Annotated in this window: 21 protein-coding genes, 1 pseudogene, 1 riboswitch and 2 other annotated features; of the genes and pseudogenes, 16 read left to right on the forward strand and 6 right to left on the reverse strand. The window is 32.9% G+C overall.

The annotated features are described in order from the left end of the window. Positions 1-3 precede the first annotated feature (3 nt). The 4 genes from COC46_RS01300 (at position 4) to COC46_RS01315 (ending at position 2,982) form a co-directional block, all read left to right on the forward strand. Positions 4-621, forward strand: a complete 618-nt coding sequence (locus COC46_RS01300; RefSeq protein ID WP_098807963.1) for a DUF6944 family repetitive protein — start codon at positions 4-6, stop codon at positions 619-621. Positions 622-863: 242 nt separating this feature from the next. After that, the gene (locus tag COC46_RS01305) at positions 864-1,583 is read left to right on the forward strand and encodes a sigma-70 family RNA polymerase sigma factor (protein WP_098807964.1); all 720 of its coding nucleotides are present in this window, start codon (positions 864-866) and stop codon (positions 1,581-1,583) included. A gap of 30 nt (positions 1,584-1,613) precedes the next feature. Continuing rightward, entirely contained in the window at positions 1,614-2,198 is a 585-nt protein-coding gene (clpP, locus tag COC46_RS01310; RefSeq protein ID WP_098807965.1) for an ATP-dependent Clp endopeptidase proteolytic subunit ClpP, read from the forward strand. 292 nt (positions 2,199-2,490) lie between these two features. Further along, entirely contained in the window at positions 2,491-2,982 is a 492-nt protein-coding gene (locus COC46_RS01315) for a quercetin 2,3-dioxygenase (protein WP_098807966.1), read from the forward strand. 231 nt (positions 2,983-3,213) lie between these two features. Here COC46_RS01315 and COC46_RS01320 read toward each other — a convergent pair whose 3' ends face one another. After that, on the reverse strand, positions 3,214-4,089 hold the full coding sequence (locus tag COC46_RS01320) for an endonuclease/exonuclease/phosphatase family protein (RefSeq protein ID WP_176545017.1): 876 nt from the start codon (positions 4,087-4,089) through the stop codon (positions 3,214-3,216). A gap of 177 nt (positions 4,090-4,266) precedes the next feature. Here COC46_RS01320 and COC46_RS01325 point away from each other — a divergent pair, with 177 nt between their 5' ends. Further along, the gene (locus tag COC46_RS01325) at positions 4,267-4,989 is read left to right on the forward strand and encodes a nucleotidyltransferase domain-containing protein (RefSeq protein ID WP_098807968.1); all 723 of its coding nucleotides are present in this window, start codon (positions 4,267-4,269) and stop codon (positions 4,987-4,989) included. Positions 4,990-5,539: 550 nt separating this feature from the next. Continuing rightward, a complete protein-coding gene (locus tag COC46_RS22990) occupies positions 5,540-9,058 on the forward strand; it encodes a S8 family serine peptidase (RefSeq protein WP_098807969.1) in 3,519 nt (1,172 codons plus the stop codon). Positions 9,059-9,110: 52 nt separating this feature from the next. Here COC46_RS22990 and COC46_RS01335 read toward each other — a convergent pair whose 3' ends face one another. Next, positions 9,111-10,229 (reverse strand): GerAB/ArcD/ProY family transporter, encoded by a 1,119-nt coding sequence (locus COC46_RS01335; RefSeq protein WP_098807970.1) that lies wholly within the window; start codon positions 10,227-10,229, stop codon positions 9,111-9,113. Positions 10,230-10,403: 174 nt separating this feature from the next. Here COC46_RS01335 and COC46_RS01340 point away from each other — a divergent pair, with 174 nt between their 5' ends. The 4 genes from COC46_RS01340 to COC46_RS01355 all read left to right on the forward strand — a co-directional run bounded on the left by COC46_RS01340 (position 10,404) and on the right by COC46_RS01355 (position 14,551). Beyond that, positions 10,404-10,859 (forward strand): GNAT family N-acetyltransferase, encoded by a 456-nt coding sequence (locus COC46_RS01340; protein WP_098807971.1) that lies wholly within the window; start codon positions 10,404-10,406, stop codon positions 10,857-10,859. A 159-nt stretch (positions 10,860-11,018) separates the two neighbouring features. Beyond that, on the forward strand, positions 11,019-12,002 hold the full coding sequence (locus COC46_RS01345; RefSeq protein WP_176545018.1) for a ketoacyl-ACP synthase III: 984 nt from the start codon (positions 11,019-11,021) through the stop codon (positions 12,000-12,002). A gap of 271 nt (positions 12,003-12,273) precedes the next feature. Then, a complete protein-coding gene (locus tag COC46_RS01350; RefSeq protein WP_098807972.1) occupies positions 12,274-13,236 on the forward strand; it encodes an NAD(P)H-dependent glycerol-3-phosphate dehydrogenase in 963 nt (320 codons plus the stop codon). A gap of 176 nt (positions 13,237-13,412) precedes the next feature. Then, a riboswitch (purine riboswitch) is annotated at positions 13,413-13,517 on the forward strand. A gap of 164 nt (positions 13,518-13,681) precedes the next feature. Continuing rightward, a complete protein-coding gene (locus COC46_RS01355; RefSeq protein ID WP_098807973.1) occupies positions 13,682-14,551 on the forward strand; it encodes a 5'-methylthioadenosine/S-adenosylhomocysteine nucleosidase in 870 nt (289 codons plus the stop codon). A 92-nt stretch (positions 14,552-14,643) separates the two neighbouring features. On the opposite strand, the gene COC46_RS01360 is transcribed toward COC46_RS01355, so the two are convergent. After that, positions 14,644-15,222 carry a DUF2087 domain-containing protein gene (locus COC46_RS01360; RefSeq protein ID WP_098807974.1) on the reverse strand — a complete coding sequence of 193 codons (579 nt, stop codon included), beginning with the start codon at positions 15,220-15,222 and terminating at the stop codon, positions 14,644-14,646. Between the two features lie 539 nt (positions 15,223-15,761). Between COC46_RS01360 and COC46_RS01365 the strand changes: the two genes are divergently transcribed. Then, the gene (locus COC46_RS01365; protein ID WP_098807975.1) at positions 15,762-17,039 is read left to right on the forward strand and encodes an MDR family MFS transporter; all 1,278 of its coding nucleotides are present in this window, start codon (positions 15,762-15,764) and stop codon (positions 17,037-17,039) included. A gap of 186 nt (positions 17,040-17,225) precedes the next feature. Here COC46_RS01365 and COC46_RS23065 read toward each other — a convergent pair. Together COC46_RS23065 and COC46_RS01380 are read right to left on the reverse strand one after the other, a co-directional pair. Continuing rightward, positions 17,226-17,435: pseudogene (locus COC46_RS23065) on the reverse strand (VanZ family protein); the annotation flags it as partial. Positions 17,436-17,761: 326 nt separating this feature from the next. Beyond that, positions 17,762-18,055, reverse strand: a complete 294-nt coding sequence (locus COC46_RS01380; protein ID WP_141550861.1) for a hypothetical protein — start codon at positions 18,053-18,055, stop codon at positions 17,762-17,764. A 630-nt stretch (positions 18,056-18,685) separates the two neighbouring features. On the opposite strand from COC46_RS01380, the gene COC46_RS01385 reads away from it, so the two are divergent. Beyond that, positions 18,686-19,384, forward strand: coding sequence for a hypothetical protein (locus tag COC46_RS01385; RefSeq protein WP_098807978.1), 699 nt, complete (start codon positions 18,686-18,688; stop codon positions 19,382-19,384). 135 nt (positions 19,385-19,519) lie between these two features. Here the strand turns inward: COC46_RS01385 and COC46_RS01390 are convergent, their stop codons facing one another. Next, the gene (locus tag COC46_RS01390; protein WP_098807979.1) at positions 19,520-20,005 is read right to left on the reverse strand and encodes a GNAT family N-acetyltransferase; all 486 of its coding nucleotides are present in this window, start codon (positions 20,003-20,005) and stop codon (positions 19,520-19,522) included. A 187-nt stretch (positions 20,006-20,192) separates the two neighbouring features. Then, positions 20,193-20,423: a binding site (T-box leader), on the forward strand. Positions 20,424-20,469: 46 nt separating this feature from the next. Beyond that, positions 20,470-20,697, forward strand: a binding site (T-box leader). Between the two features lie 60 nt (positions 20,698-20,757). Here COC46_RS01390 and COC46_RS01395 point away from each other — a divergent pair. The 4 genes from COC46_RS01395 to COC46_RS01415 all read left to right on the forward strand — a co-directional run bounded on the left by COC46_RS01395 (position 20,758) and on the right by COC46_RS01415 (position 24,198). After that, positions 20,758-22,086 (forward strand): amino acid permease, encoded by a 1,329-nt coding sequence (locus COC46_RS01395; protein WP_098807980.1) that lies wholly within the window; start codon positions 20,758-20,760, stop codon positions 22,084-22,086. Positions 22,087-22,176: 90 nt separating this feature from the next. Beyond that, entirely contained in the window at positions 22,177-22,311 is a 135-nt protein-coding gene (locus COC46_RS22520) for a hypothetical protein (protein WP_255294780.1), read from the forward strand. A 143-nt stretch (positions 22,312-22,454) separates the two neighbouring features. Continuing rightward, the gene (locus COC46_RS01405; protein ID WP_098807981.1) at positions 22,455-23,327 is read left to right on the forward strand and encodes an AraC family transcriptional regulator; all 873 of its coding nucleotides are present in this window, start codon (positions 22,455-22,457) and stop codon (positions 23,325-23,327) included. Between the two features lie 454 nt (positions 23,328-23,781). Beyond that, positions 23,782-24,198: a GNAT family N-acetyltransferase gene (locus tag COC46_RS01415; RefSeq protein WP_098807983.1), complete on the forward strand. Its 417-nt coding sequence runs from the start codon at positions 23,782-23,784 to the stop codon at positions 24,196-24,198. The last annotated feature ends 44 nt before the right edge of the window (positions 24,199-24,242 follow it).

Genomic DNA, 24,242 nt, shown 5'->3' on the forward strand with positions numbered 1-24,242 from the left:
GAAATGACAGGAGAATCGAAAGCAATTGTAGGTTCTGTAATTGTATCGATTGGAACAATTACAGCTGCAATTGGTTCTACACCATCCAACTATTTAAAAAGTAGTGTTCGTGATGATCTAACACTGATTGGAAATGTATTGCAGGCTACAGGGAATGGTATTGATGCTGAGGCAGCTGGGACTATAATTAGAGCAGTTGGAAAAGAAATTTCAGCAAGCGGGAATGTTATTGTTATTTCAGGACTTGTTTTTGACATTCGAAAAGAAGCAACTTATAAATTATTCATTACAGGTAATTTGCTGCAAGCTCTAGGGTTAGGCGTAAATGTTGGAGAAGCGATTGAGCTGACGCCATTCTCTGGTCAATCTGAAAATATTGTAGGTGGAATTACCCAAATGATTGGAAACACCATCCAAGCACTTGGTTGGTCAGAAGCACTAGTTGAAATTAGAGAAGATGAAAATAGGAAAAAGAATGTTGGGTATTATGAGGACTATCTTAAAAAAAGTAATGGCCAATCGGAATCCGAAACATTAGTAGCGACGGGAAGCTGGATCCAAGCAATTGGTTCTGTTATTTCAGTGATCGGGTCAATAAAAGAAGTTGCCGGAGCCGATTAAGTAAAATTTACCTTTCAAATTTAAATACAGACAGAAGCGGGGATAAATAATTCACGCTTTTTTGTTGTTTGAGATTTTCGTAATAATGATAAAATGCGGTAAAATTACATAACAAAGGATAAATATAGAAGAGTTTTTAATTAAATTACATAAATTAAATAAAAAAACTTTTTCCCCCCGTATCTTTTTAAAGTTCTTTTGCGTTTATAGGGTAGAGAGTGTTGATAAAGGAGTGAACATGAATGTCTAGTAAGTTTAGCCCCCGCAGCATAGAAAAAGGAAATCTGGATGAAAGGTCTGATGAATTCTATTGGAAAGAGTACTATCCTAAACTGCAACGATATTGTCGTTTTTTAGCCCAAAATGATTGGGACGGTGACGATATTGCTCAGGAATCCTATTTTAAAGCGGTAAAATACTATAATAAAGAAAAAATAAACTCGGCTTTATTAAATAAAATAGCTTACAATCATTGGATCGATACTTTACGAAAAAGAAAAGAAGAGGCAACTACTCCTGATTTTGAACTTTCTCAATATGCAACTCATCATTCCGTTGATCATAAAATGAATAGTGTGGAGCTCTTACTTAATTATTTTACTCCAAAACAAGCGATTATCTTTTTTCTAAAAGAAGCATTTCAATATAAATCTAAGGAAATTGCAGACATCTTAGGAACAACAGAAATAGCCATCAAATCTAGCCTACATCGAGCAAAAAAGCGTATAGAAAAAACTAACAAAGAAGAGCAATCACTTTCTGTTGATTACTTTTGGAATGAGGAAGAACGTGAGAAACTTGAAGAAGTTTTTCATATAGCTTTAGAAGTGCAGGACCCTACAGTCTTAATTCAAGCTATTCCTTCCTTAGGTAACATCGTTGAAAGTCCTAAAATGTTTTACGGTAATTTCCAACCATCTCGTAATCAAACTCCTTCAAGCACTCTCTGCATGGCAGCATAGCCAATAAATGCTTTTAAGGAGGATTATTAAATGACTACAGTTCCTTATGTAATTGAACAATCTGATCGTGGTGAACGTTCATATGATATTTATTCCCGTTTGTTAAAGGATCGAATTATTATTATCGGTGATGAAATTAATGATCATGTAGCAAACAGTGTAGTTGCACAATTATTATTTTTGGCGGCAGATGCACCTGATAAAGAAATTTCACTTTATATAAATAGCCCTGGTGGATCGACTTCAGCTGGGTTTGCCATATATGATACGATGCAATATATCAAGCCCGATGTAAGAACAATTTGTACAGGAATGGCAGCATCTTTTGGTGCAATGCTATTACTGGCGGGAACGAAAGGTAAACGATTTGCGCTTCCAAATAGCGAAATCATGATCCATCAACCATTAGGGGGAGCAAAAGGTCAGGCAACAGAAATCGAAATATCTGCAAGACGAATCTTAAAATTACGTGAGCATATTAATCAAATTATTGCCGGGCGAACAGGCCAGTCAATCGAAAAAGTGGCTAAGGATACAGATCGAGATTATTTTATGAGTGCAGAAGAAGCAAAAGAATATGGAATCATTGATGAGATTCTATATCCTAATAATTAACTTTATCAATTACCTAATGAAAAGGGGTTAGCGATGCTAGCCTTTTTTTCGTGTTCAGAGACAAAATCTGGTTTCTATGAAGTAAAAAGTATAATACGGAAATTTATAATGGATTTCTTTTACTTTAATAGCGTGAAATAATGCCGATCTATTTTATTAATTAGCTTTGAAAATAATTAACGCTTTCTCAAAAAAAGAATATGCTTAATTTCTATGAATAGCATTAAATTAGAGATCAAAGTTCGCGCTCATATTAAAAGTAATAATGTAAAAAGCAGAAGAGGGGATAAAAATGGCTTTCGAACAAAAGAGTATTACAGGCTTTATGCACCGAAGTATTACTGAAGAAAATACGTATTTCTTTTTAAATGACTTTACTTCAATATTAGTAAGTGGGGAAGACACAAATGGGGCTTTTTGTGTTTTACATTGCAATGGCAAAAAAGATGGTGGCCCTCCTCTTCATATGCATGAATTAGAGGACGAAACGTTTTATGTACTAGAAGGTGAGATTACTTTTTTTATAGGGGATCAAACAATTTTGGCAAAGGCTGGGGATTATGTTTTTGCTCCTCGAGGGATTCCTCATACATTTAAAGTGCGCTCAAAAGATACTCAGTTCATAGTTACAGCATATCCATCAGGTTTTGACGAATTTGTAAAAGAATTATCCGTGCTATTTCATAGTGGATTCCAAAAGCCTAAGGGTCATCTTTCTACTGAGAAAATTGAGAAGTTGATAGAGGTGTCAAGAAAATATAAAATATCTTATCCGAATTTATAAGTCCTATAACTTTTAGAAGACACTCCATTATAGAGTGTCTCAGACTGCCCGCCAAACGCTCGCTTTCTTCGTTACTTCGCCTGCTAAAGCGGTGCTCATTACCGTTNNGAAAGACAAGCGCTTGCAATCAGTATGAAAATCAAATTTTTGGGACTTTGTCTACACACTGAGACACTCCATTAAAGAGTGTCTTTTTGTAACATATTTTGAGAAATGATTAGTTTTTGGTGACTAAGTATTATCTTTCATTTTTGTAAGTGCTAGCTCAGCAGTAATTGGTAAATGATCAGATGCAATTGTTTTTAAAACTTCCCCCGTGGAAATTTTAATATCGTCAGAAGTAAAAATATAGTCAATGCGATGATTAGGATTTTCTACTGGATAGGTATAATCCTCATTTTGACCAAGAACGTCAAACGCATCATTATATTGCGATGTCATTTTTAACATTTCTGTACTTTCAGGTGTGGCATTGAAGTCTCCTACTAGGATTTTTGAACCTTTCGTATGATTTGCTATTTTAAGTATTTCTCTGACTTGAAGATCTCTTTGTTCTGCTCTTTTATTATCAAGATGAGTATTGTAAAAATGGATATGATTTCCCCTAACATTAATGACGGTTTCTAAAAGACCGCGCTGTTCTGTCGGGTTCACTGGATACGGGATATTAGTGAGCAGATGGTTTTTGGCAGAAAGGATTGGATATTTGCTTAGTACTGCCGTTCCATATTGACGACGATGTTGGTCTACCTGCAAAGGTTCATAGTCGAGGTTTGCTGCATATGTATAATGCATTCCTACATATTTTGCCAACCATTTCGCTTGATCTTTGAAATTACTTCGTTCTGAAAAATGATTATCTACTTCTTGTAAACCAATAATATCAGCACCGGATTGTTTAATGACATCTCCAATTCTTTTCAAATCTAAAATTGTATCTGATCCTTCTCCATGATGAATATTGTAAGACATGACTTTAATATTAGACTGTTTTCCTCTTTCAAAACTAGCTTTTTCTTCTGCAAAAATCGGTTGACTGTTGAACGAGAACATAGTTATTACTGATAGTATTACAATAAATACAAGAATAAGTGACTTTTTAAACAAGACTTTCATCCTCTCCTAACTTACTTTTCAACTACTTTTTAAGTATAAAGAACAATTATTGTCAAAATATTGGAACATTGTAAAAACAGTGTAAAAAACAATTGATTCCATTTTTACAATCTGGCAAACTTGTTAAAAATAGTTTGAAATAAAAGTATTAAATTAAGGGAGATGAAAATGAATCATTTTAATAAGTTAAACCCTATTGAAGCAGCAAACCATTTTATTAATAAGTACTTTCCAAACTGTCAGGGAGCATTATTGGCAGGTAGCGTAGTTCGAGGTGAAGCAACAGAAACATCTGATCTGGATATCGTAATTTTTGTTGAAGATCTTACTTCATCTTATAGGGAATCGTTAATTGAATTTGATTGGAACATTGAAGTTTTTGTTCATAACGTAACATCTTATAAACAATTTTTTGAAAGTGATTATGAGAGAGCCAGGCCATCATTACCGAGGATGGTTTCAGAGGGAATCGTATTAAAAGATGAAGGGATAATTAATGATATTAAAAAAGAGGCAAATGCTATTTTAGATAAAGGGCCAGAAAAATGGTCAGAGGAAACGATCAAGTTAAAGCGTTATTTTATTACGGATGCACTGAATGATTTTATAGGTACCTCTAATAGAGCTGAAGGATTATTTATCGCTAATACTCTTGCCGAATTAGTAAGCGAATTCGTTTTGAGAACTAATCAAAAATGGGTTGGTTCTTCAAAATGGATCGTACGTTCATTAAGACATTATGATGAAGATTTTGCAAATCGTTTTGTAGAAGCTTTTGACTTATTTTATACGATTGGTAACAAACATCGAATAATCGAATTAGCTAATGATATTTTACAACCTTATGGGGGCCGACTGTTTGAAGGGTTTTCATTGGGGAAAAAGGTTTAGCATGAATATGACATAGGAACTGAGTTACATTAGGTGCCTATGTCTTTTTAATTTACAACAGTAATTTAAAAACTTCTATACTTTTATGCAATCAAAAATATGTAACCTTTTTCGTATTGTAAGTTCTTACATGTGAATAGTTTTTCGATATTTTTTTAACTGTTATATGGGTGTTATGTCCTGTTTTATCGTCAAAGTTGTAGAAAAATTGATAACTTTAACGTGATTCCTTTTAAATTTTCCCAATTTTCAGTTTTGTATTTTGTTAAAAAAATAAATAATTCGACAAAAATCTTTATATTCTTCCCGAAAACCACATGCTTATCAAGTTTATTTGACATTTCTAAGTACTAATTGATGAAAAATGCGTTGGATGAATTAATTGGAATTCCCCCAATATACGTTCAATTATAAGGGATGTAAAATTTGAATAGTATTTATTTAATAGCCACGTAATGGGTAAATTGTAATTGTCATTATATTTAGCTATTAATCTCTTTGGAAGCAAAGTGGATTTGTAAATACTAGAATATTTTTAGGAGAGTTGTTAATGAAAAACGGAAAATTGAAAGCATTTAAAGTTTTATCAACTGCAGCTTTAACATCATTACTTTTTACATCCTTTACGGTATTTGCCGAAAACAACCATTTTTCAACCCAAACTAATTCATCACATGATAGTGTGGAACAAGTTAAACCAATGTTAGTCAAGAGAACAGAATCTACTCAAAAAGAATCTATATATGATGCTGCTAAAAAGAACGAGCAATTAAATAACTATAAACCAGATGAACTTGTTCATTTAATTGTAGAAGTTGATCAACCAAGTGATAGTGAAATCACAAAACAAAATAAACGTACGTTATTTAAAGAAAAGCAAGATAAAGTAATCGATAAAATCTCAAAAATAAAAAATGCTAAATCAAATGAAACAATGAAGCTTAAACACCGTTATTTTAAAGGGTTCAACGGATTTAGTATCGAGACAAAATTTAAAAACTTGAAGGATATCGAGTCTCTTCCAGGCGTTACACATGTTCAAGTTGCTAGAATATTTAAGGAAAATATGGCAGCAAGTAAAGAGTTAGTACAAGCTCAGAAAGTATGGGAACAATATGGTTATAAAGGCGAAGGGTTATTAGTTGCTGTCGTAGATTCTGGGATTGATTATACGCATAAAGATATGACTCTATCTGACACTGCAAAAGCGAAAGAAAAATGGACGAAAGATAGTATTACTAAAAAGTTTGAAGAGACCAGTGTAAACGAAACTTGGTACTCAGATAAAGTTCCAACAGGATATGACTGGGCAGATAACGATACGGATGTTATTCCTGGTCAAAAGGGTAGCTCACACGGTTCACACGTATCTGGAACGATTGGGGCAAATGGAGACGATACGAAGGGTGGAGTTGAAGGAATTGCACCTGGCGTACAGCTATTAGCAGAAAAGGTATTTTCTGATAATGGTGGTGGAGCTTACGAAGATGATATTATCGCAGGAATCGAGCATGCAGTTACAATGGGCGCAGATGTTATTAATATGAGCTTAGGTTCTGATGCAGGTTATGTAGACGAAAATTATGATCCGATACAAAAAGCAATTCGTATGGCGACGGAACAAGGTACACTAGTAGTAGTGGCAGCTGGAAATTCAGCGTACAGTTCGAGAGCTTTACTAGTTCCTTCAACATTACAACCATATGCAGAAGATCCAGATATTGGAACAGTTGGTTCACCAGGGGTGAGCCCATACGCATTATCAGTTGCTTCCTATGAAAATACTAAAATTCATATGAATGCAATTTCAGATGGAAGTCTAGCGATACCATTCAAAGATCATTCTCAATATGGACAAGCTTTTAATGTATCTACTAATCTATTACCAAATACAGACTATGATTTAGTATACGTAGGTGAAGGCAAAACCGCTGCAAATTATCCAAAAGGTAAAACGAATTATATTGCAGTAGTTAAATTATTAAATTCATATAGTACTGTTTCATCTATTCAATTTACTGCGAAGTCAGCTGGAGCAAAGGCTATTATTATGATTCCACCATCAAATTGGCCAGATTATGTTACTCTACCTGTAACGAGTGCTGCAACCCCAACGGCTTCAACAAGTAAATCAATTGGTGAAGCTTTACTAAATAAATTGAACAGTATGCCTAGTGGTCAATATTTAAGTATGAAAAATATCGGCGATTATTGGGTAGACAACCCTGATAAAGGCACGATGTCTTATTTTTCATCGATGGGTACAACACCTACGTTAGATTTTAAACCAGAAATTTCTGCGCCTGGCGGTAATATTTATTCAACAATTCCTGGAAATAAATATCAAGTAATGAGTGGTACATCAATGGCGACACCTCATGTTGCAGGTGGCTCAGCTTTAGTATTACAATCACTTTATGAAAAAGGATTACAGCATTCAGAAGATACAGTCTTAAAAGCAAAAGTTGCTTTAATGAATACATCTAAAATCGAAATGGATCCAAGAACAAATAGTGATGTTCCTTATTCACCCCGTGTTCAAGGTTCTGGTTTAATGCAAATTCAAAATGCGATTAATACGCCAGTTATTGTAACAAGAAAAGATACACCGCTTGAGCAAGCTGGGGCAGTAGCATTAAAAGAAATTAAGAACGACCGAGCAATTTTTAACTTAAATGTACAATCACTTGAAACAAAGAAACCGAAAGTGGAGTACGAGTACACAGTTAATGTAGACTTATTAACAGATGCAACTCAAACGAAGCAATTTGACCTAGATGGTGATGGAACTTTAGATTCAAAAGATTATTTAACGTTAAGTAGCAAACAAATTGAAGGTGCCTCAATCTATGTAAATGGTGAAAAGGTAAATGGTACAGATGGTGCTACATTCAAAATTAAACCAGGACAAGAGAAGAACCTAAATGTAGAAATTCGCTTACCTAGAACGTTAAGAAAAAATGCATTTGTTGAAGGCTTTGTCCGCCTTGTACCTAAGGATTCAACGAAGGCAGTACCTTTATCCATTCCATATATGGGTTTCAATGGGAAATGGGATGAACCAAGAAATATCGACGCTCCAGCGTGGGAAAAAGATGCATTTGCAGGGTATACAGCACTTTGGAATGATACTACAGAAGGGGGAGCACCATTAGGATTCAATGGAGTAAACTTTGATTTAAACCATATTGCTTTCTCACCAAACTATCTAGATAAGGGAATTTTTGGTGGAATGGCCGTCTTACGAAATTTAGAAAAAGCTGAGGTATCTATTGAAAATTCAAAAGGAAAACAACTTAGATACTTAGGTGACTTTAGTGAATATACAGGTACTGGAGAACCATGGAAATTTAATAAAAACATGATGTTTAATGGAAATTATGGATACAACTTATACCAATGGGATATGAAAGACACATCAGGCAATTTTGTTCCAGATGGTACTTACTATTACGTCATTAAAACAACATTAGCTTATCCGAACGCTAAGCCGCAAACTGTGAAAATGCCAATGATTGTGGATTCAGTTGCACCAAAAATTTCTGATATTAAGGTCACACCAAAGGACGGAAAATATGTAATTTCATTTAATGCGACAGATAATGCAACTGATTTTAACTACGTCGATATTTATGTAAATGGAACATTTTATGAATTACCACCAGGCGTAACAACTCTAACAGTTAATACCGAACCAAAAGGTATGGTATTAAGATCAATCGATTATGCAGGAAATATGTCTTGGACAACATGGGGAGATCAAAGTTATAATAAACAAAGTATGGCAATGGTAACTTGGGGTATTTCTCCATCTACTGGTGTAAACCAATCTAAGCCTGCGAGAATTTCTCTTTATGGTTACAACAGAGTAGACTGGACAATTAATATTAAAGATGCTACTGGGAAACTTGTAGACTCATCTACTTTTGAAAATGAGCATACATTTAGAACAAGTTGGGCACCAGATAAAGATCTTCCAAATGGAACATATTCAGTTACAGTAGATATTCTGACGAAAGACGGATTTAAAATTTCATCAACACCTAAAACGATAACGGTTACACAATAAATAAAAATAATACAAAAAGGCTCAGTGAAAACTGTAGCCTTTTTGTATTTCGTTAATTGTAATTCATGTTTTTATTACTTTTAAGTTTCCCTTGAATTAAGTGGATTAGTAATAAACTAACCGGAATAATAGTTTGAAGTGGTATGTGCAGTAAATATGGTACTAAATCAACCCCTTCTTTATGGTGTTCAAGAAGACTTGATGCAGCCCATAACGAACTTAAAATCGTAATAATAGCAAGAGGATATACCAATTGATCGCTCTTCTTTACATTAAATAAATCTGCAGCACCTGATAATGCGCAATAAAAGTAGATTGAAATTTTTACGAAAGCATTACATACTGCAATAACAACAATGAAAGTATCCAATCTTTGGACAAAATCAGCAATATTAATATAGCTAACCGATGTTAGAAGTGGATAAGTTGTTCTTTCGATTACTGAAGGACCTAATATTGCAGTATTTAACATTCCGAATAAAGTTAAGATTAGTCCTGAAAATATCAAGGCTGGGATTCCAACTTTCATGGCTTTATCTTTCTTATTTAGGTGTGGCATGATCATTGTAAATGTCAGTACTTCACCAAAAGGTATTGTGACCGAAATTGGAAATGCTCCTTTAAAAATTGGTTTCCATCCATTTTCTAAAACGGGTCTTAAATTATCTATTTTGATTAAATTTGATATGATTTCAAATCCAATAAATATAAAAACAAGTATCATGATCATCATAAATATAAATTCATTTGCTCGTGCAAATGTTTCAAGCCCTTTAAACATTGCATACATAATTAAAAACATCATGATGATCCCAATTGAGAATAAAGAAGAAGCGTTAAATAGTGTGATCGTTACTAAATCCTCAAAATCACGTAAAGCTCGTGCTGAGATATAAATAAAATATATGATATAGACTAATGCAATTACTTTCCCTACATATTTACCTAAAATAACCTGAACATATTTTGTTAAGGGGATGTCAGGAAAGAATGAATGTAACTTAATATACACAGAAAACAATAAACAAGCGACAAATAGCCCTATTAATAAACTAATCCATCCATCTTGCTTAGCTCTTGAATATATTTCAACAGGTGGTGAAGTACCAACCCCAAAAATAAAAATCATACTGAAAAATTGAAAGCCAGTTATACTTATTTTACGATTCATTTAAATTCCTTCTTTTGACTTCTAATTTATCTTCTAGATTGTTTATTTTTTCCATAAAATACTTTTTTATGAAGTGTATATGAGTTAATACTAAAAAAATCAGCGAGAAGTGGTAATTTAGTATAATAAAAACAACACAAAAAAAGAATTAAACGGTATGGGGGGGGGAATTACGTGGAAATTAAAGTAGATGACTTAACGGGGACTGAAGTTGCTAAGCTAATTAGTGAGCATCTGCAAGGTATGACGCAACATTCTCCGGCTGAAAGCATACATGCTTTAAACCTTGAAGGATTAAATAAGCCCGAAATTACGTTTTGGAGTGTATGGGACAATGGTGAGTTAGCTGGATGTGGAGCGCTAAAAGAACTTGACCATTTGCATGGAGAAGTAAAATCGATGAGAACTTCGTCAGCCCATTTAAGAAGAGGTGTGGCAAGACGAATGCTCCAACACATTATTGAAGAGGCAAAAAATAGAGGTTACAAGAAACTAAGTTTGGAAACAGGTTCGATGGAAGCATTTACGCCAGCAAAAAAACTATATGAACATTTTGGATTTAAATATTGTCAGCCATTTGCTGATTATAAAGATGATCCGAATAGTGTTTTTATGACGTTAGAATTATAATTTTTATTAATTGCCTTTATTTCCATCCAAAGCTTAACTCAGGATGCTTTCTTGAAATTAAAAGAATAAAAAAATTTTTGAATAAAATTAGTACCTAGTTCTAATATCTGGTGATATAATGTTAAAAAGAAAATATTAAATGAGACTGAGGTGACTATAATGCACAATTCAAAGGCGCGTATCACTGCAATAGGTTCTTATGTTCCAGAAAAAGTATTAACAAATAAAGACTTAGAAAAAATAGTCGAAACAAATGATGAATGGATTGTAAAGCGAACTGGCATAAAAGAGAGAAGAATCGCAACTGAAAATGAATACACAAGTGACTTAAGCTTTAACGCTGTAAAAGACTTGATGGAAAAATACAATAAGTCAGTTGAAGATGTAGATATGATAATTGTATGTACATTAACGCCAGACTACAAAACGCCAAGTGTTGCTTCGATAATTCAGGCAAAGCTCGGAATAAAAAACGCAGGGGCAATTGATTTAAATGCTGCATGTGCAGGTTTTACTTACGGCTTATACATGGCTAATGGATTAATTACATCCGGATTAAATCGAAAAATTTTAGTTGTCGGCGCAGAAACATTATCCAAAATAACTGACTACGAAGATCGCACTACTTGTATTTTATTTGGAGATGGTGCTGGAGCAGCTCTAGTAGAATATGATGAAGACCAACCTAGCTTCATTACCTCTTATTTAGGCTCAGAAGGGGAAAAAGGAAAGCATTTGTATTGCTCAAATTTATCGAATCAAATGTTTGGAGAAGAAATTCTTCATAACAGTAATATTGTTCAAAACGGACGAGAAGTATATAAATGGGCTGTTACAACTGTACCAAAAGGTATGCAAACTGTACTTAAAAATGGCTCAACTTCAATAAATGAAGTTGATTGGTTTGTTCCTCATAGTGCAAATTTAAGAATGATTGAATCAATTTGTGAAAGAAGTGAATTTCCTATCGATAAAACGTTAAATAGCTTAGTTGATTGTGGAAATACATCATCTGCTACAATTCCTTTATCATTAGCTAAGGGAGCGAAGGAAGGAAAGCTTAAATATGGTGATAAGGTTTTACTTTACGGATTCGGCGGTGGATTAACTCACGCTGGATTACTAATTAATTGGACTTTGTGAAAAGTGAATTTTTAGAAATAAAAAGAAGTTTAAGACATGAGTAAGTAATTCATTGAGAATAGGGAAATAGGTTACTCATAAGGGGTTCATGAACAAAAATAACGTACTCATAACCGGCTTTAGTCACAACCATCATTACTCAAAAGATCATTTGAAGAACTCAATTTTTCACCAGTCTGAAGAAGTCTAATAAGTTACTTAATTAGACTTCTTATTTGAGTTTTATGTTAAGTCCATTACTAGATCATAATTTTGGAAGGAAGAGTAATATATGAATGTATCTGTATTAGGCTGTGGACGATGGGGAACCTTTTTGGCTTGGTACGCTAATCGAATTGGCCACAATGTAATTTTATGGGGAAGAGAAAACTCTAGAAATTTTAGTGGATTAAATCATACAAGAAAAAATAACTATTTAAGCCTACCAGATGGAATTGAGTTAACGAGTTCTTTAGAAGGTGCATTATCTTTTGCAGAAGTCATTATTATATCGATTAGTGCCCAAGAGTTAAGAGCATTTGCAAAGCGATTAAGTCAATATAATGAAATACTTGGTAAAACATTTATCTTATGTATGAAGGGATTAGAATCTACTAGTGGAAAAAGACTCACTCGAGTTTTTAGGGAAGAAGTTGGGGAAAATACAGAAGTAGTGGTTTGGGTAGGACCTGGCCATGTACAGGATTTTGTAAATAATATACCAAATTGCATGGTTATTGGTTCGGAAAATATTGAGGTAACAAAAAAGATCGCGAAAGATTTTAATAGTGAATTAATTCGTTTTTATCTTGGTCAAGATTTAATTGGGAATGAAATTGGAGCAGCAACAAAGAATGTCATGGGAATAGCAGCAGGCATGCTTGATGGTTTAAACTATAGTAGCTTAAAGGGATCGTTGATGGCTAGAGGGACCAGGGAAATCTCTCGTTTAATCAGAGCAATGGGAGGAAATGATGTAACAATTTACGGTTTAAGTCATCTAGGTGATTATGAGGCAACACTATTTTCTGCGCATAGTCACAATCGAAAGTTTGGACAATCATTTGTTGAAGGAGAACCGTTTGATAAATTAGCAGAAGGAGTTTCAACAATTAATGCCTTAAAAAAACTTTCTGATCAATATGATGTTGATCTACCGATCTGCAACGCATTGTATGATATTATTTTTGAACATAAAAATCCTAAAGAAACGTTAGAGGAATTATTTTTAAGACCAATAAAATTCGAATTTTAATAATATGAAATTTTATTTCAGAATTTTCGTGAAATTAATTAAAAACGTTTTTTTTACTTTATTTATCTAGTTTAACCGTTTGTTTTTTACTAAAATACGAACGATGTAATAAAAATTTATGAAAAAGTTCATATTTACTATTGAAAATATATTTCTAGTTTGATATATTAACAGTGTAATCATTCATAAACATTACTCGTATATGCTCAGTAATATGGTCTTGAGCGTTTCTACCTAGTTCCCAATGAAAGAACTGGACTACGAGTTAAAGTAGTATTGGTATTCATTTTATGTAACCAATAATTAAGGACAAGCATTTAAATTTTATTTATTGCTTATCCATACTTTAACTTTCGTAGGTCTAGAAGGTAGAGATTGTTCTACATTTTCTAGACTATTTTTTTGGGCTAAAGCATCGAGTGTGATACATCAAGGGGGAAAAGACATGTTAAAAAAGTTCGGTTTAGTAGGAATTGCTAGTGCACTATTAATCTCTGTATCTGTAGGTAATAGCTTTAAATCAAATACTGCAGAAGCAAAAACTAAGGAATTAAGACCAATTATTATTGAAGGTCCAATGCCAATAGAAGCTGAAAAATTTGCAAGTAAGTTAAAAAATGTAAAAATTGAAAAATCAGGTAGCTTCGTATTTTACAAAGGTACTTTAGATAAATATCCAGTTATCGTAGCTAAAACAGGTAAGGGTATGGAAAATACAGCGGCTGCTACAGCAATCGCAATTGAAAAATACAAACCGATCGCAATTATTAACCAAGGTACATCTGGTGGACACGATGCTAATTTAAATGTTTTTGATATTGTATTAGGTCAAAAAACAACAAATATTGGTTCATTAAAAACAGGATCTAGAGATGAAAACCAGGGAATTGAAGCAACTCTTTGGAAACCAATGGACTTAATGGCTTCTGAAGGTAGTGCAGGTGAAGATCCAAATGCTGAAAAACCACGTTTTTACGAAGGTAATAAAGATTTATTAGCGGCTGCAAATGCAGTAAAAAACAAATATACTAAAGGTAAAGTTGTAGAAGGTACAATCGGCTCTGCAGACGTTTGGAATAATGAAGTTGATCGTATTAAATGGTTCCATAATACTTATGGTACTTCTGTAGAAGAAATGGAAGGTGCTGCAGCGGCTCAAATCGCTCAAGCATATAATGTAGCTTTCTTAGGAATTCGTGTATTATCAAACAACAAAACAAATGGCGGTAAATATGATCCAACTACAGCTGCTGCATGTCAGGATTATGTAATGGAAGTAGTTAAGAAATATATTTCTACGAAGCCAAGTAAATAATTTAAATAGAAAAAGAGATATTTTAATGATATCTCTTTTTCTATTTTTTATTGGCCCATTTCGTCGAATTTAACACTCCTATACTCTGCCAATTATTTTAGCCACCATAATTCAACCGGATTTAATTCATACTGATTATTTTCTCGATACATATATTGGCACATAATAAGCTCACGTCTTAACGTAGCATAATCCTCATGAAATTCCTTTAAATATTCATTTATTTCTTTTTCTTGATAAACTCTTCCGAATTCTAGCCCTTTCACCATATGCGCTAAAACAACAAGCTTTTTCTTTCGTTGTGCAGGATAAATTTTAAGTTTGCCTTCTGTAGTAAAGAAATTAGTAATAATGCTTGAGCGTTCGCTTTCAGTTACTGACATTTCCATATTTGAATCTCCTCCTGATCCTACAGTGAAAATTGCTTTAGCACTCATTTCTAAGATTTTTGTGTTTAGTGAGAAATAGATTGTATTTTTATCACGGCGTTCTTTAATCAGACCAACTTCTCTTAGCTTTGTCATATGGTGAGTAATCGTTGGGGGCTTAAGATTTAATTTACTTGCAATTTCTTGCCCACTTAAATGACCTTGCTGTAGTAAAGCGATAATGCGGACACGGGTAAGATCACCTAATGCTTTATGAAAATCTACAATTTTACTTAATTGCACTTATTAAACACCTACTTTTATATTCATCTAATTAGATGATAATCTAATTGTGGTTAAATATCAATAAGTAGCATTATAGGAAGTTAAATTTAGTTATTATCTACTAAATATTTTTATTTAATGTTTTAGATCAGATAAAGAATAGCTTGTAACGAATGTTGATTATTGCACTAGTAAAAAAGTAATTTTGAAGGGGCTGTACTAGGTGATAAGTATTGATAAATGGAATGTTACGAATAGGTGGTTATTTTATTTGAAATAGGTGCCTTAAAAAAATACGCATACAGTTTTCAAAAACAAACGAGAAAAATTGGTTTGCTTAAAGCATTCCAATTTTTCATATTTTTATAGGATAAAAGTATGGTTAATCCATATTGGCATAATCGAAAATTACTGATATGCTAAATGAGTGAAAAATTTTAAAAAGGGGAATTTTCACGCAAATATTTGTTGTTTTACCCGACTTGAGAACTAAAAATTGTATTTTTTAACTGGTTAAGGAGAAAAGGATTCAATAGATAAAGAGAGGAATAAACAGCATGGGGATACTTAGGTTTCACAAAAATATAAAAATTCGATTACTCGAATCTTTCTTAAGTTCGTCGATTGGAAGCATGATTTTTCCGTTTATGGCGATTTACTTATCTAAGCATTTTGGAGTAAAACAAGCAGGACTACTTTTACTTGTAAATGTATTTATCGGAATCATTATGAACTTTTTTGGTGGATATTTTTCAGATCAGTTTGGTCGAAAGAAGACGATGGTGTTTGCTGAGACGTTGCGTTTACTCGCTTTTATTACAATGATGCTTTGTAATTCGCCTTGGTTTTCGTCTCCGATTATTACGTTCTTAATGATGACTTTAAATAGTATTTGTTGGGGATTAGCTGGTCCGGCAAATCAAGCAATGCTTATAGATGTGAGTAAGCCAGAGGAACGAAAACTTATGTACTCAATCATGTATTGGTCAAACAACCTATCAATCGCGATTGGTGGAGTATTGGGAGGATTTTTATTTAAATCATATTTCTTTGAATTATTATTAGCACTTTCAGTTGCCTCGTTTATTACATGGGTTTTAATTACGTTCTTTGTTGAAGAAAGTTTGGTAACTGAAAAGTCCGAGACAAAGACGATTGGTCATCACGCTTATAAAATGATTTCGAATTATCGAGACGTTTTTCAAGATAAACTCTTTATTCTTTATGTACTAGCAGGCTTACTTGTTCTTTCAATGGAATTTCAACTAACTAATTATATAAGTATTCGATTAGCGAATGATTTCCACACAAGACATCTATTTAATTGGACATTTGGTGGAATCGAGATGAATGGTTTCCTACGGACAGAAAATACGTTACTTGTAGTTGTAATGGCACTTTTTGCTACTAAAATAGTAAACAAATTAGATGATCAAAAAACGTTAATCTGGAGCTGTATTGCATTTGTTGCTGGGTATGCGGTAATTTCATATAGTAATTCTATTTTACTTTTATTGATCGCGATGTTTGTAGCAACCGTTGCGGAAGTATTAAGAGTACCAGTACAACAAAACTATATGGCTAATTTACCAGCTGAAGAAACAAGAAGTTCATATATGGCAGTCGCAGGTTTAACATTTAATTTAGCGATGTTTATCTGCTCTATTACTGTTTCATTAAGTGCGTATTTATCAAATTTTGCAACATCATTCTTTTTAACAAGTTTAGGTGTAATCGGTATTCTTATATTTGTTCGAATTACTCCTGCGTTAGAAAGAAGGGTTAAGGGTGAAATATTACAGGAGCAGGTACATACAGCTGAAATAAATTCTTAATTTAAAGGCTGTTAAAGTAAATTGTTGATTTTTGAACAAAAAATAAGACCACAAAAATTTTTGTGGTCTTTGCTTTTTCTAATTCAACTAAAGCACGCGTTCGTATCATTCTTTTATTTTTTCTATTTTTACTCATCCAACTGTTGAAACAAGTAAACCCATTGAAATCTCCAACTTATTGACTTTCTAATTAAAATTTCTTTTAGTAAATTTCCATTTTGTCATTAATGGATTATTAATAAGCAACCATAAAAAAGAGTAGCCTAGTATTATTCCAATTGAGTTCAAAATAATATCATCTATGTCAAACTGACCTATCTGTAGGAAGAATTGTAGAATCTCAATTGTAGCTGTCACTGCAAATCCTTTTATAAAAATGTTTGTGTACGTACTATATCTTTTTAATAGGCTCTGTTAAAAAAGAATGTTGATTTTCCATTCCAGGTACTTCGCTTTCCATGGGGCGTGACTTGAGCCTCCTCGGCGAAGCCTTTAGGGGTCTCAAGTTTCCCGCATTTCCCATAGGAGTCTTCGCACCTTCCATTTCAATTAGTCTCGANNAATATTAACAGAGCCTTTTAATAAGATCGGTAAAAGAAATCCAAGTGGTATAAAAATTGCGATATTCCCTATTGTATTGTTTAGAATGATATCTAAATTATATTTATCCGATCCAAAAATATAGCCAAATGTGTTATGAAATTTGTATCACCTAATCCTCACTAAAACTTATGGTAAACAAGCGAAATAACGAGTGCAATAAATGGCAATACGAAACTTAATTTAATACTTGTCCAGTAAATTTTATTGAGTTTATTATATTTCTCTGTGTAATCCGCATATGCTACTTTGACCATTTCGTATACTTCCGTTTCAGTTTCATCATAACTTTTCTCATCACTTTCATTTATAAACTGCTCAAGTTTTTGGAAAAGTACTTTGTTAATTTTTCGAGAGTTAGATAAACGCCAAATTCCTTGATATAGTCCAAATCCCAAATTCCATGCGAAGACCAAATTGATAAAAGCCCTTATATGATCTGAGTTTAGAATTTTTCCGAACTCCTTAAGACCACCCATAATCGACATCAAAATGAAAATGGTAAAAATTATTACGATGATAGCAGTTACAGGCTTAATTCGATAGTTTTTTTTATATCTTCCAAAATTTCATTTTTACTCTTCGTCATTGCTGTGATATTCTAAATCATCCCCTTTATATGAATATACCTAATAATTCTCTGATTGTTTTTAATTAACATTTTTCAACTAATGCATCAGTTAGTTGAATAGTATTTTTCATTATGTTCTTTTAGATTTCTTAATTAATCTATTAAATAGTGCAATAACTCCAACTATAATTATTAAAACTAAAGCTGGAAAAAGAATATTGTTCATTTTACGACCTGCCTTTTAATATTTTATCTAAATATAAATTCGTCAAATCTTTCTTGATTCCTATATTTTTCTTATTGAAATACACTGCAATTCGCTGTATAAGAAAATCAACAATCTTTTATAAAAGAGCCAATATAAAAAGAGTTGCTTTTTGTAACTCTTTTTTTTGCATGGTTAAAAAGGTGAAGCCCCGTGCTTGAGGTTATATTTTCCATATTAGGACAACTTAAGTTCAAAGGTGGTGTTTCGATGAACAGACGTTTAATCATTGTTCTAATTGGTACTTTTCTATATTTATCATGTTCATCAATAAGTGCACAAGCGGCTGATCGAGTAGTTATGAATGGGATTCCTAGTGATGTGTGGCAAGAAAATATCTATCTAATTGCTGATCGTATTGATTGGAAAGAATACCGGAATTTTGACGTTCAAATAGGAAATGAAGGAATATTATATCACTTCCCAACATGGAAAAGTGGGAAATATGGTACCAAAATGCTTAGTGAAGACTTGAATAAAGACAAACTAGATGAAGTCATTATCGTATTGGATAATTTCAATGATCCTGTTCATTTATTGCAAATTAGTAGTAATGATCAAAATGAAGAGTACAATGAAGTTCCAATAGAATCAGTGCCAGAAGCAGTTAAGCGTCAAGTTGAAATGGAAAAAAAAGGCGATATTGTGACCATAACAACTAAACAAAAAACTTATAAAGTTAACTTGAAATCGCTAGGTTTTAAAGACACCTCTTCTGATGATAGTGTATATACTCACGTGCCAGTGGATTATATCGTTGAGAAGAAAAAACTAGTTGCCGATGCTGTCGTAATGATTTCAACTGATGGAGGAGGTGCGATTGGAAATTTGAAGCTTGTGTATGGGTGGAATGGAAAGAGATATGAAGTTCAGTCTATTTTCTTTGAGAAGTTTAATCGTAGAAGGTAAAGAAACCGTCCGAGCTTTTACAAAGTATTAACTTTCCGAAGTAATGGAGTGGTACGGACAAGAATAATTGAATTAAACTCATCTACATATAAGGTCCATTTAATAAAAAACTGTAATAAAGCTTTAACAGCTATATTACAGTTTTTTACTCATGTTATACCACTTAACTCCGCCATGGGTTGAGCTAGAAATTCCGTTATTGACATAACCATGATTTTCATAAAAATGAATTAAGTTTTCTTTACATGTAAGAGTAAGCGAAACACGATGATTTTCTTTTGAAACTTTTTCAATATGTGATAGTAATTTTGAAGCAATTCCCTTATTTTGGCTTTGTGGGGCAACTGCTAAGCCTAAAATACTTTGATGACCACCAGTTGATGGATTTTCTGTAATTTCGCTAAACAAGTCATCTGTAATAAAGGCTTCATTTATTACAGGACCATTTACTAAACCAATTAATTTACCATTTTCTTCAGCTACAAAAAAACTATCTGGAATTAATTTAATGCGTTTTTCGAATGCCTGTTTTGTTGCTGCTTCTTCTTCTGAAAAACAAAGTTGTTCAATTTCTATCAGTTCCGATAAATCTTCCAATCTCACATTTCGTATGTTTATCATGAGTTTAGTCCCTCCGTTTTTCTTAATTATATTATATTAATTTAATAGGTCACAAACTATATAATCTAGTTTTTTAAAATTGTAGTAGAATTAAATGATAAAAAGATGTTGACAGAATTATTAAATAACCTCTATAATACAAAACATATTAAAAAACAACCGAGTTACTAATACTAGATTAATATAGTTTTAAGCAATGAAGGGAATTTAAGTAGTACTTATCTCAATGTAATAGAGAGCTGATGGTCGGTGGAAATCAGTACAAAGATAAGGATGAATTTCGGTCCTGGAGCTATTTTTTTCGAAGTAAAGATTAATCTTTACCTGAGGGAAAAACGGTCAAATCTGATCGTTATCAAATTCGAGAGGCAGACTTATTCTGCAACTAGGGTGGTACCGCGAACATTTCGTCCCTACTGATATAAAATCAGTAGGGACTTTTTTAATATTTAATACTTAATATAGCAACTGCAATGAAGGGAATACAGTAAAGTTTGTTTCACTGTTTTAAGAGAGCTGATGGGTGGTGTGAATCAGTACAAAAACAAACATGAATTTCAATCCTGGAGCTTCTTTTTCGAAATAAAGGTCGACATTTATGAGGAAAAGACGGTCATAGATCGTTAAAAATAACAAGAGGCAGAGTTATTATCTGCAATTAGGGTGGTACCACGGTAAAAATCGTCCCTGTCGTTAGTGACAGGGGCGATTTTTTTAAATAAGAAAACAGTTATAGAAAGAGGAGATAGAATATGGAATTACAAAAAAATTTATTACCAAGGCATATCCGTTTCATGGCACTAGGTGGAGCAATAGGTACTGGTATTTTTAAAGGTACATCAGAAACTGTATCAATAGCGGGGCCAGCAGTTATTTTTTCGTATTTGTTTGCAGGACTATTATTACTTGTTGTGATGAGTGCGATTGCAGAAATGGCAATTGCGTTTCCAGGTTTGAATATGAAAGGATTTATTCGTAAAGCATTTGGTACAAGAGTATCTTTTGTAATCGGATGGTTGTACTGCTTTATGTGGTTAGTTGTTTGTGTGATTGAAGTAATTGCAGCAGGTAGCTTTTTACAATATTGGTTTCCTTCAATGTCTTTATGGTCATTGAGTTTTATTAGTGCAATTTTTATTGTGATTGTTAATTTTATGAACGTGAAACGATATGGAGAAATAGAATTCTGGTTTGCTGGAATTAAAATTACAATGATTGTTTTATTTATTGCGTTAGGAGCAGGAATTTTATTTGGCATTATTCCAAGTAATCATAGTGACTATGTACAAAATTATGTTCAACATAAGGGGTTTTTCCCACACGGTTGGTCAGGTGTATTTTCAGCTTTATTAATTGTCATTTTTTCGTACGGTGGTTCAGAATTAATTGGGTTGACTTTAACAGAAACAAAAGATGCAGAAAAAGTAATACCAAAAGTTATCAAAGGTGTAATTTGGAGAATCGTTTTATTCTATACTCTTCCGATTCTGATTATTTGCGGATTAATTCCATGGAATGAAATTGGTAATCAAGAAAGTCCATTTGTTCAAGTTTTATCGACAGTTGGTTTTCAAGGTTCAGCACATATTATGAACTTTGTTCTAATTACGGCGGTTTTATCTGCTGCCAATTCAGGCATTTATGGCTGTACACGTATGATGTATTCATTAGCAACTGAAGGTGAAGCTCCGAAAGTTTTTGCAAAAATTTCTAAAAATGGTGTACCGGTTTATACAGTTGTTGTAAGTGCAATTATTTTAATTGCTGGTACATTTGTAGCTTATTTTTCTCCAGATCGTGTATTTGGTTATTTGATGGCGATTCCTGGGTTTACAGTATCATTAGTATGGATCAGCATTTGTTTAGCACAGCTAAAGCTTCGCAAAACTTATACTAAAATGCCTCACTATAAGGTATGGGGATTTCCGTACGTAACTTCTTTTACTGTAGTAGCATTAGGTGTGAGCTGTATAGCATTTGCATTTAGTGAACAGAACAGATTAAGTATTTTTGTATGCTTAGGGATGTTAATTGTATTAATTATCTGTTCATTTATAAATAGCAAAAAGCAAACTCAATAAGTAAAAAATAGGGGCACCTTATTTGGTGCCCAATTTTATTTGAATCGAAATGTTAATTAGAATTAGCTAATGTTATAGGCTGAGTTTAAAATGTTGGCTGGATATTTAGGCGTGAAATATGTATTTTTTGTAACAAGTGCATTATTGCTACTAAATGTAGTTTTGGTTTATGTTAATGTTAATAAGAAGCTGAATGTAAAAGATGAATATAAATTATCAATGTAATAGATGATAAATTTTGAGAGCTGCTTATATGTGGCTCTCTTTAAAGATTTTAACTTAAAAGTGGAGACCCTACATAACTTAACCTGAAATGTCGGATTGGTTTATTTGGTTCCTGTTATTCTATTGCTAAGGGAGGTGTTAAAATGGATTTGCTTAAGAGTATGAATGATTCGCTAACATATATTGAAGAAAATCTTTCAAGCGAAATTGACTATAAAGAAATTTCTAGACGGGCTTTTTGCTCTGAATATCACTTTAAAAGAATGTTTTCGTTCCTTGCCGGCATATCTCTTTCAGAATATATACGTCGTCGCCGGCTTACTGTAGCAGCATTTGAACTGAAAGATCATCATAAGAAAATAATAGATATCGCTTTAAAATACGGATACAATTCGCCAGATTCCTTTACGAGAGCCTTTCAAAATTTACATGGGATTACTCCGTCAGAAGCTAGAAATAATGGCAATTCACTTAAAGCATTTCCACGAATGACCTTCCAATTATCAATTAGAGGAGGAAATGAAATGAACTATCGTATTGAAGAAAAAGAAGCTTTTCGAATTGTAGGAATAAAAAAGAGAGTTCCGATTATTTTTAATGGAGTGAACCCTGAAATTGCTTCGATGTGGAAAAGTTTAACGATGGAAAAAATAACCCAACTAAAAGACCTCTCAAATCTTGAGCCGACTGGCATTATAAGCGCATCAACGAATTTCTCAGAAGGTAGAATGGAAGAAAAAGGTGAACTTGATCATTATATTGGGGTTGCCACGTCAAATGACTGTCCAGATGATTACATTCAACTTGAAGTAACTGCCTCAACATGGGCAGTTTTCGAAGCGATTGGAAAATTTCCAAATGCTTTGCAGGATGTATGGGGACGGATTTATTCAGAATGGTTTCCATCTTCAAATTACGAACAAATTGATGGCCCTGAAATTTTATGGAATGAACATAAAGACGTAAATTCACCAAACTTTAAAAGTGAGATATGGATTCCAGTTTCAAAAAAATAAATAAAAAAAAGAAAGAGACATATGCTCTTTCAAGAATTTGGATTATTGTTATTTAAGTGATCTAGTTTATCAGATATTTTTTTAAGAATTTGATTTTTTTCCTGCTGAATTTTTAATAACTTTAAAAGAAACCAAACGATAAAAACAAATGGAGCTATGTAAAACAGAATCGGTATGATTGAAAATAGAGGAAAAAAGGCATTATGCATTATAATTTCACTCCTTTTGGAAGATTATACCATAAACATTATGCTGAAGCCTTCAAATTTTTGAAGGTTTTTTTATTTGCGTTCTTAAGTAAGAATGACCCTACACCAAAAGGAATATAGATATATTTAGAGAATGTACTACCTAAGGAGGTATTATTTGCTGATTTTTTTTCATCAAATTATTTCCATCAGTAATTTATTAAAAAAGATCTAAAAAATAAATAGATAACTGGAGAATAATCATTATGAAAATAGTAAAACAATGGATAAAAGAAGATAGTGATTTTATTAGAAAAAAAGTAATTGAATATAATTCCAAAAACTTACCAGGTGAGAGAAAAGCACCGTCTGAAGAAATAAGTTTTGTCGTTAGAAATGATCAAGAAGAAATAGTGGGGGGTATTACCGGAAGAATTTATTGGCACCATTTAGCAATCGACTTTTTGTGGGTGTCAGAAGAATATAGACATGAAGGTTTTGGTAGTCAGCTAATCAAACAAATGGAAGAATTTGCGATCGAAAAGGAATGTCGACTAATCAAAGTAGATACTTTCAGTTTTCAGGCTCCGGAGTTTTATAAGAAACATGGGTTCAAAGTTTTTGGGATAATTGAAGATCATCCAAAGGGGCATAATCAATATTATTTTAAAAAGAGACTATAAGCTACAGATGTGGCTTATTTTTTTAGCTTTGCAAATTTAAATGA

It is taken from the genome of Bacillus sp. AFS041924 (genome assembly GCF_002577195.1).
Lineage (GTDB): Bacteria > Bacillota > Bacilli > Bacillales > Bacillaceae_G > Gottfriedia.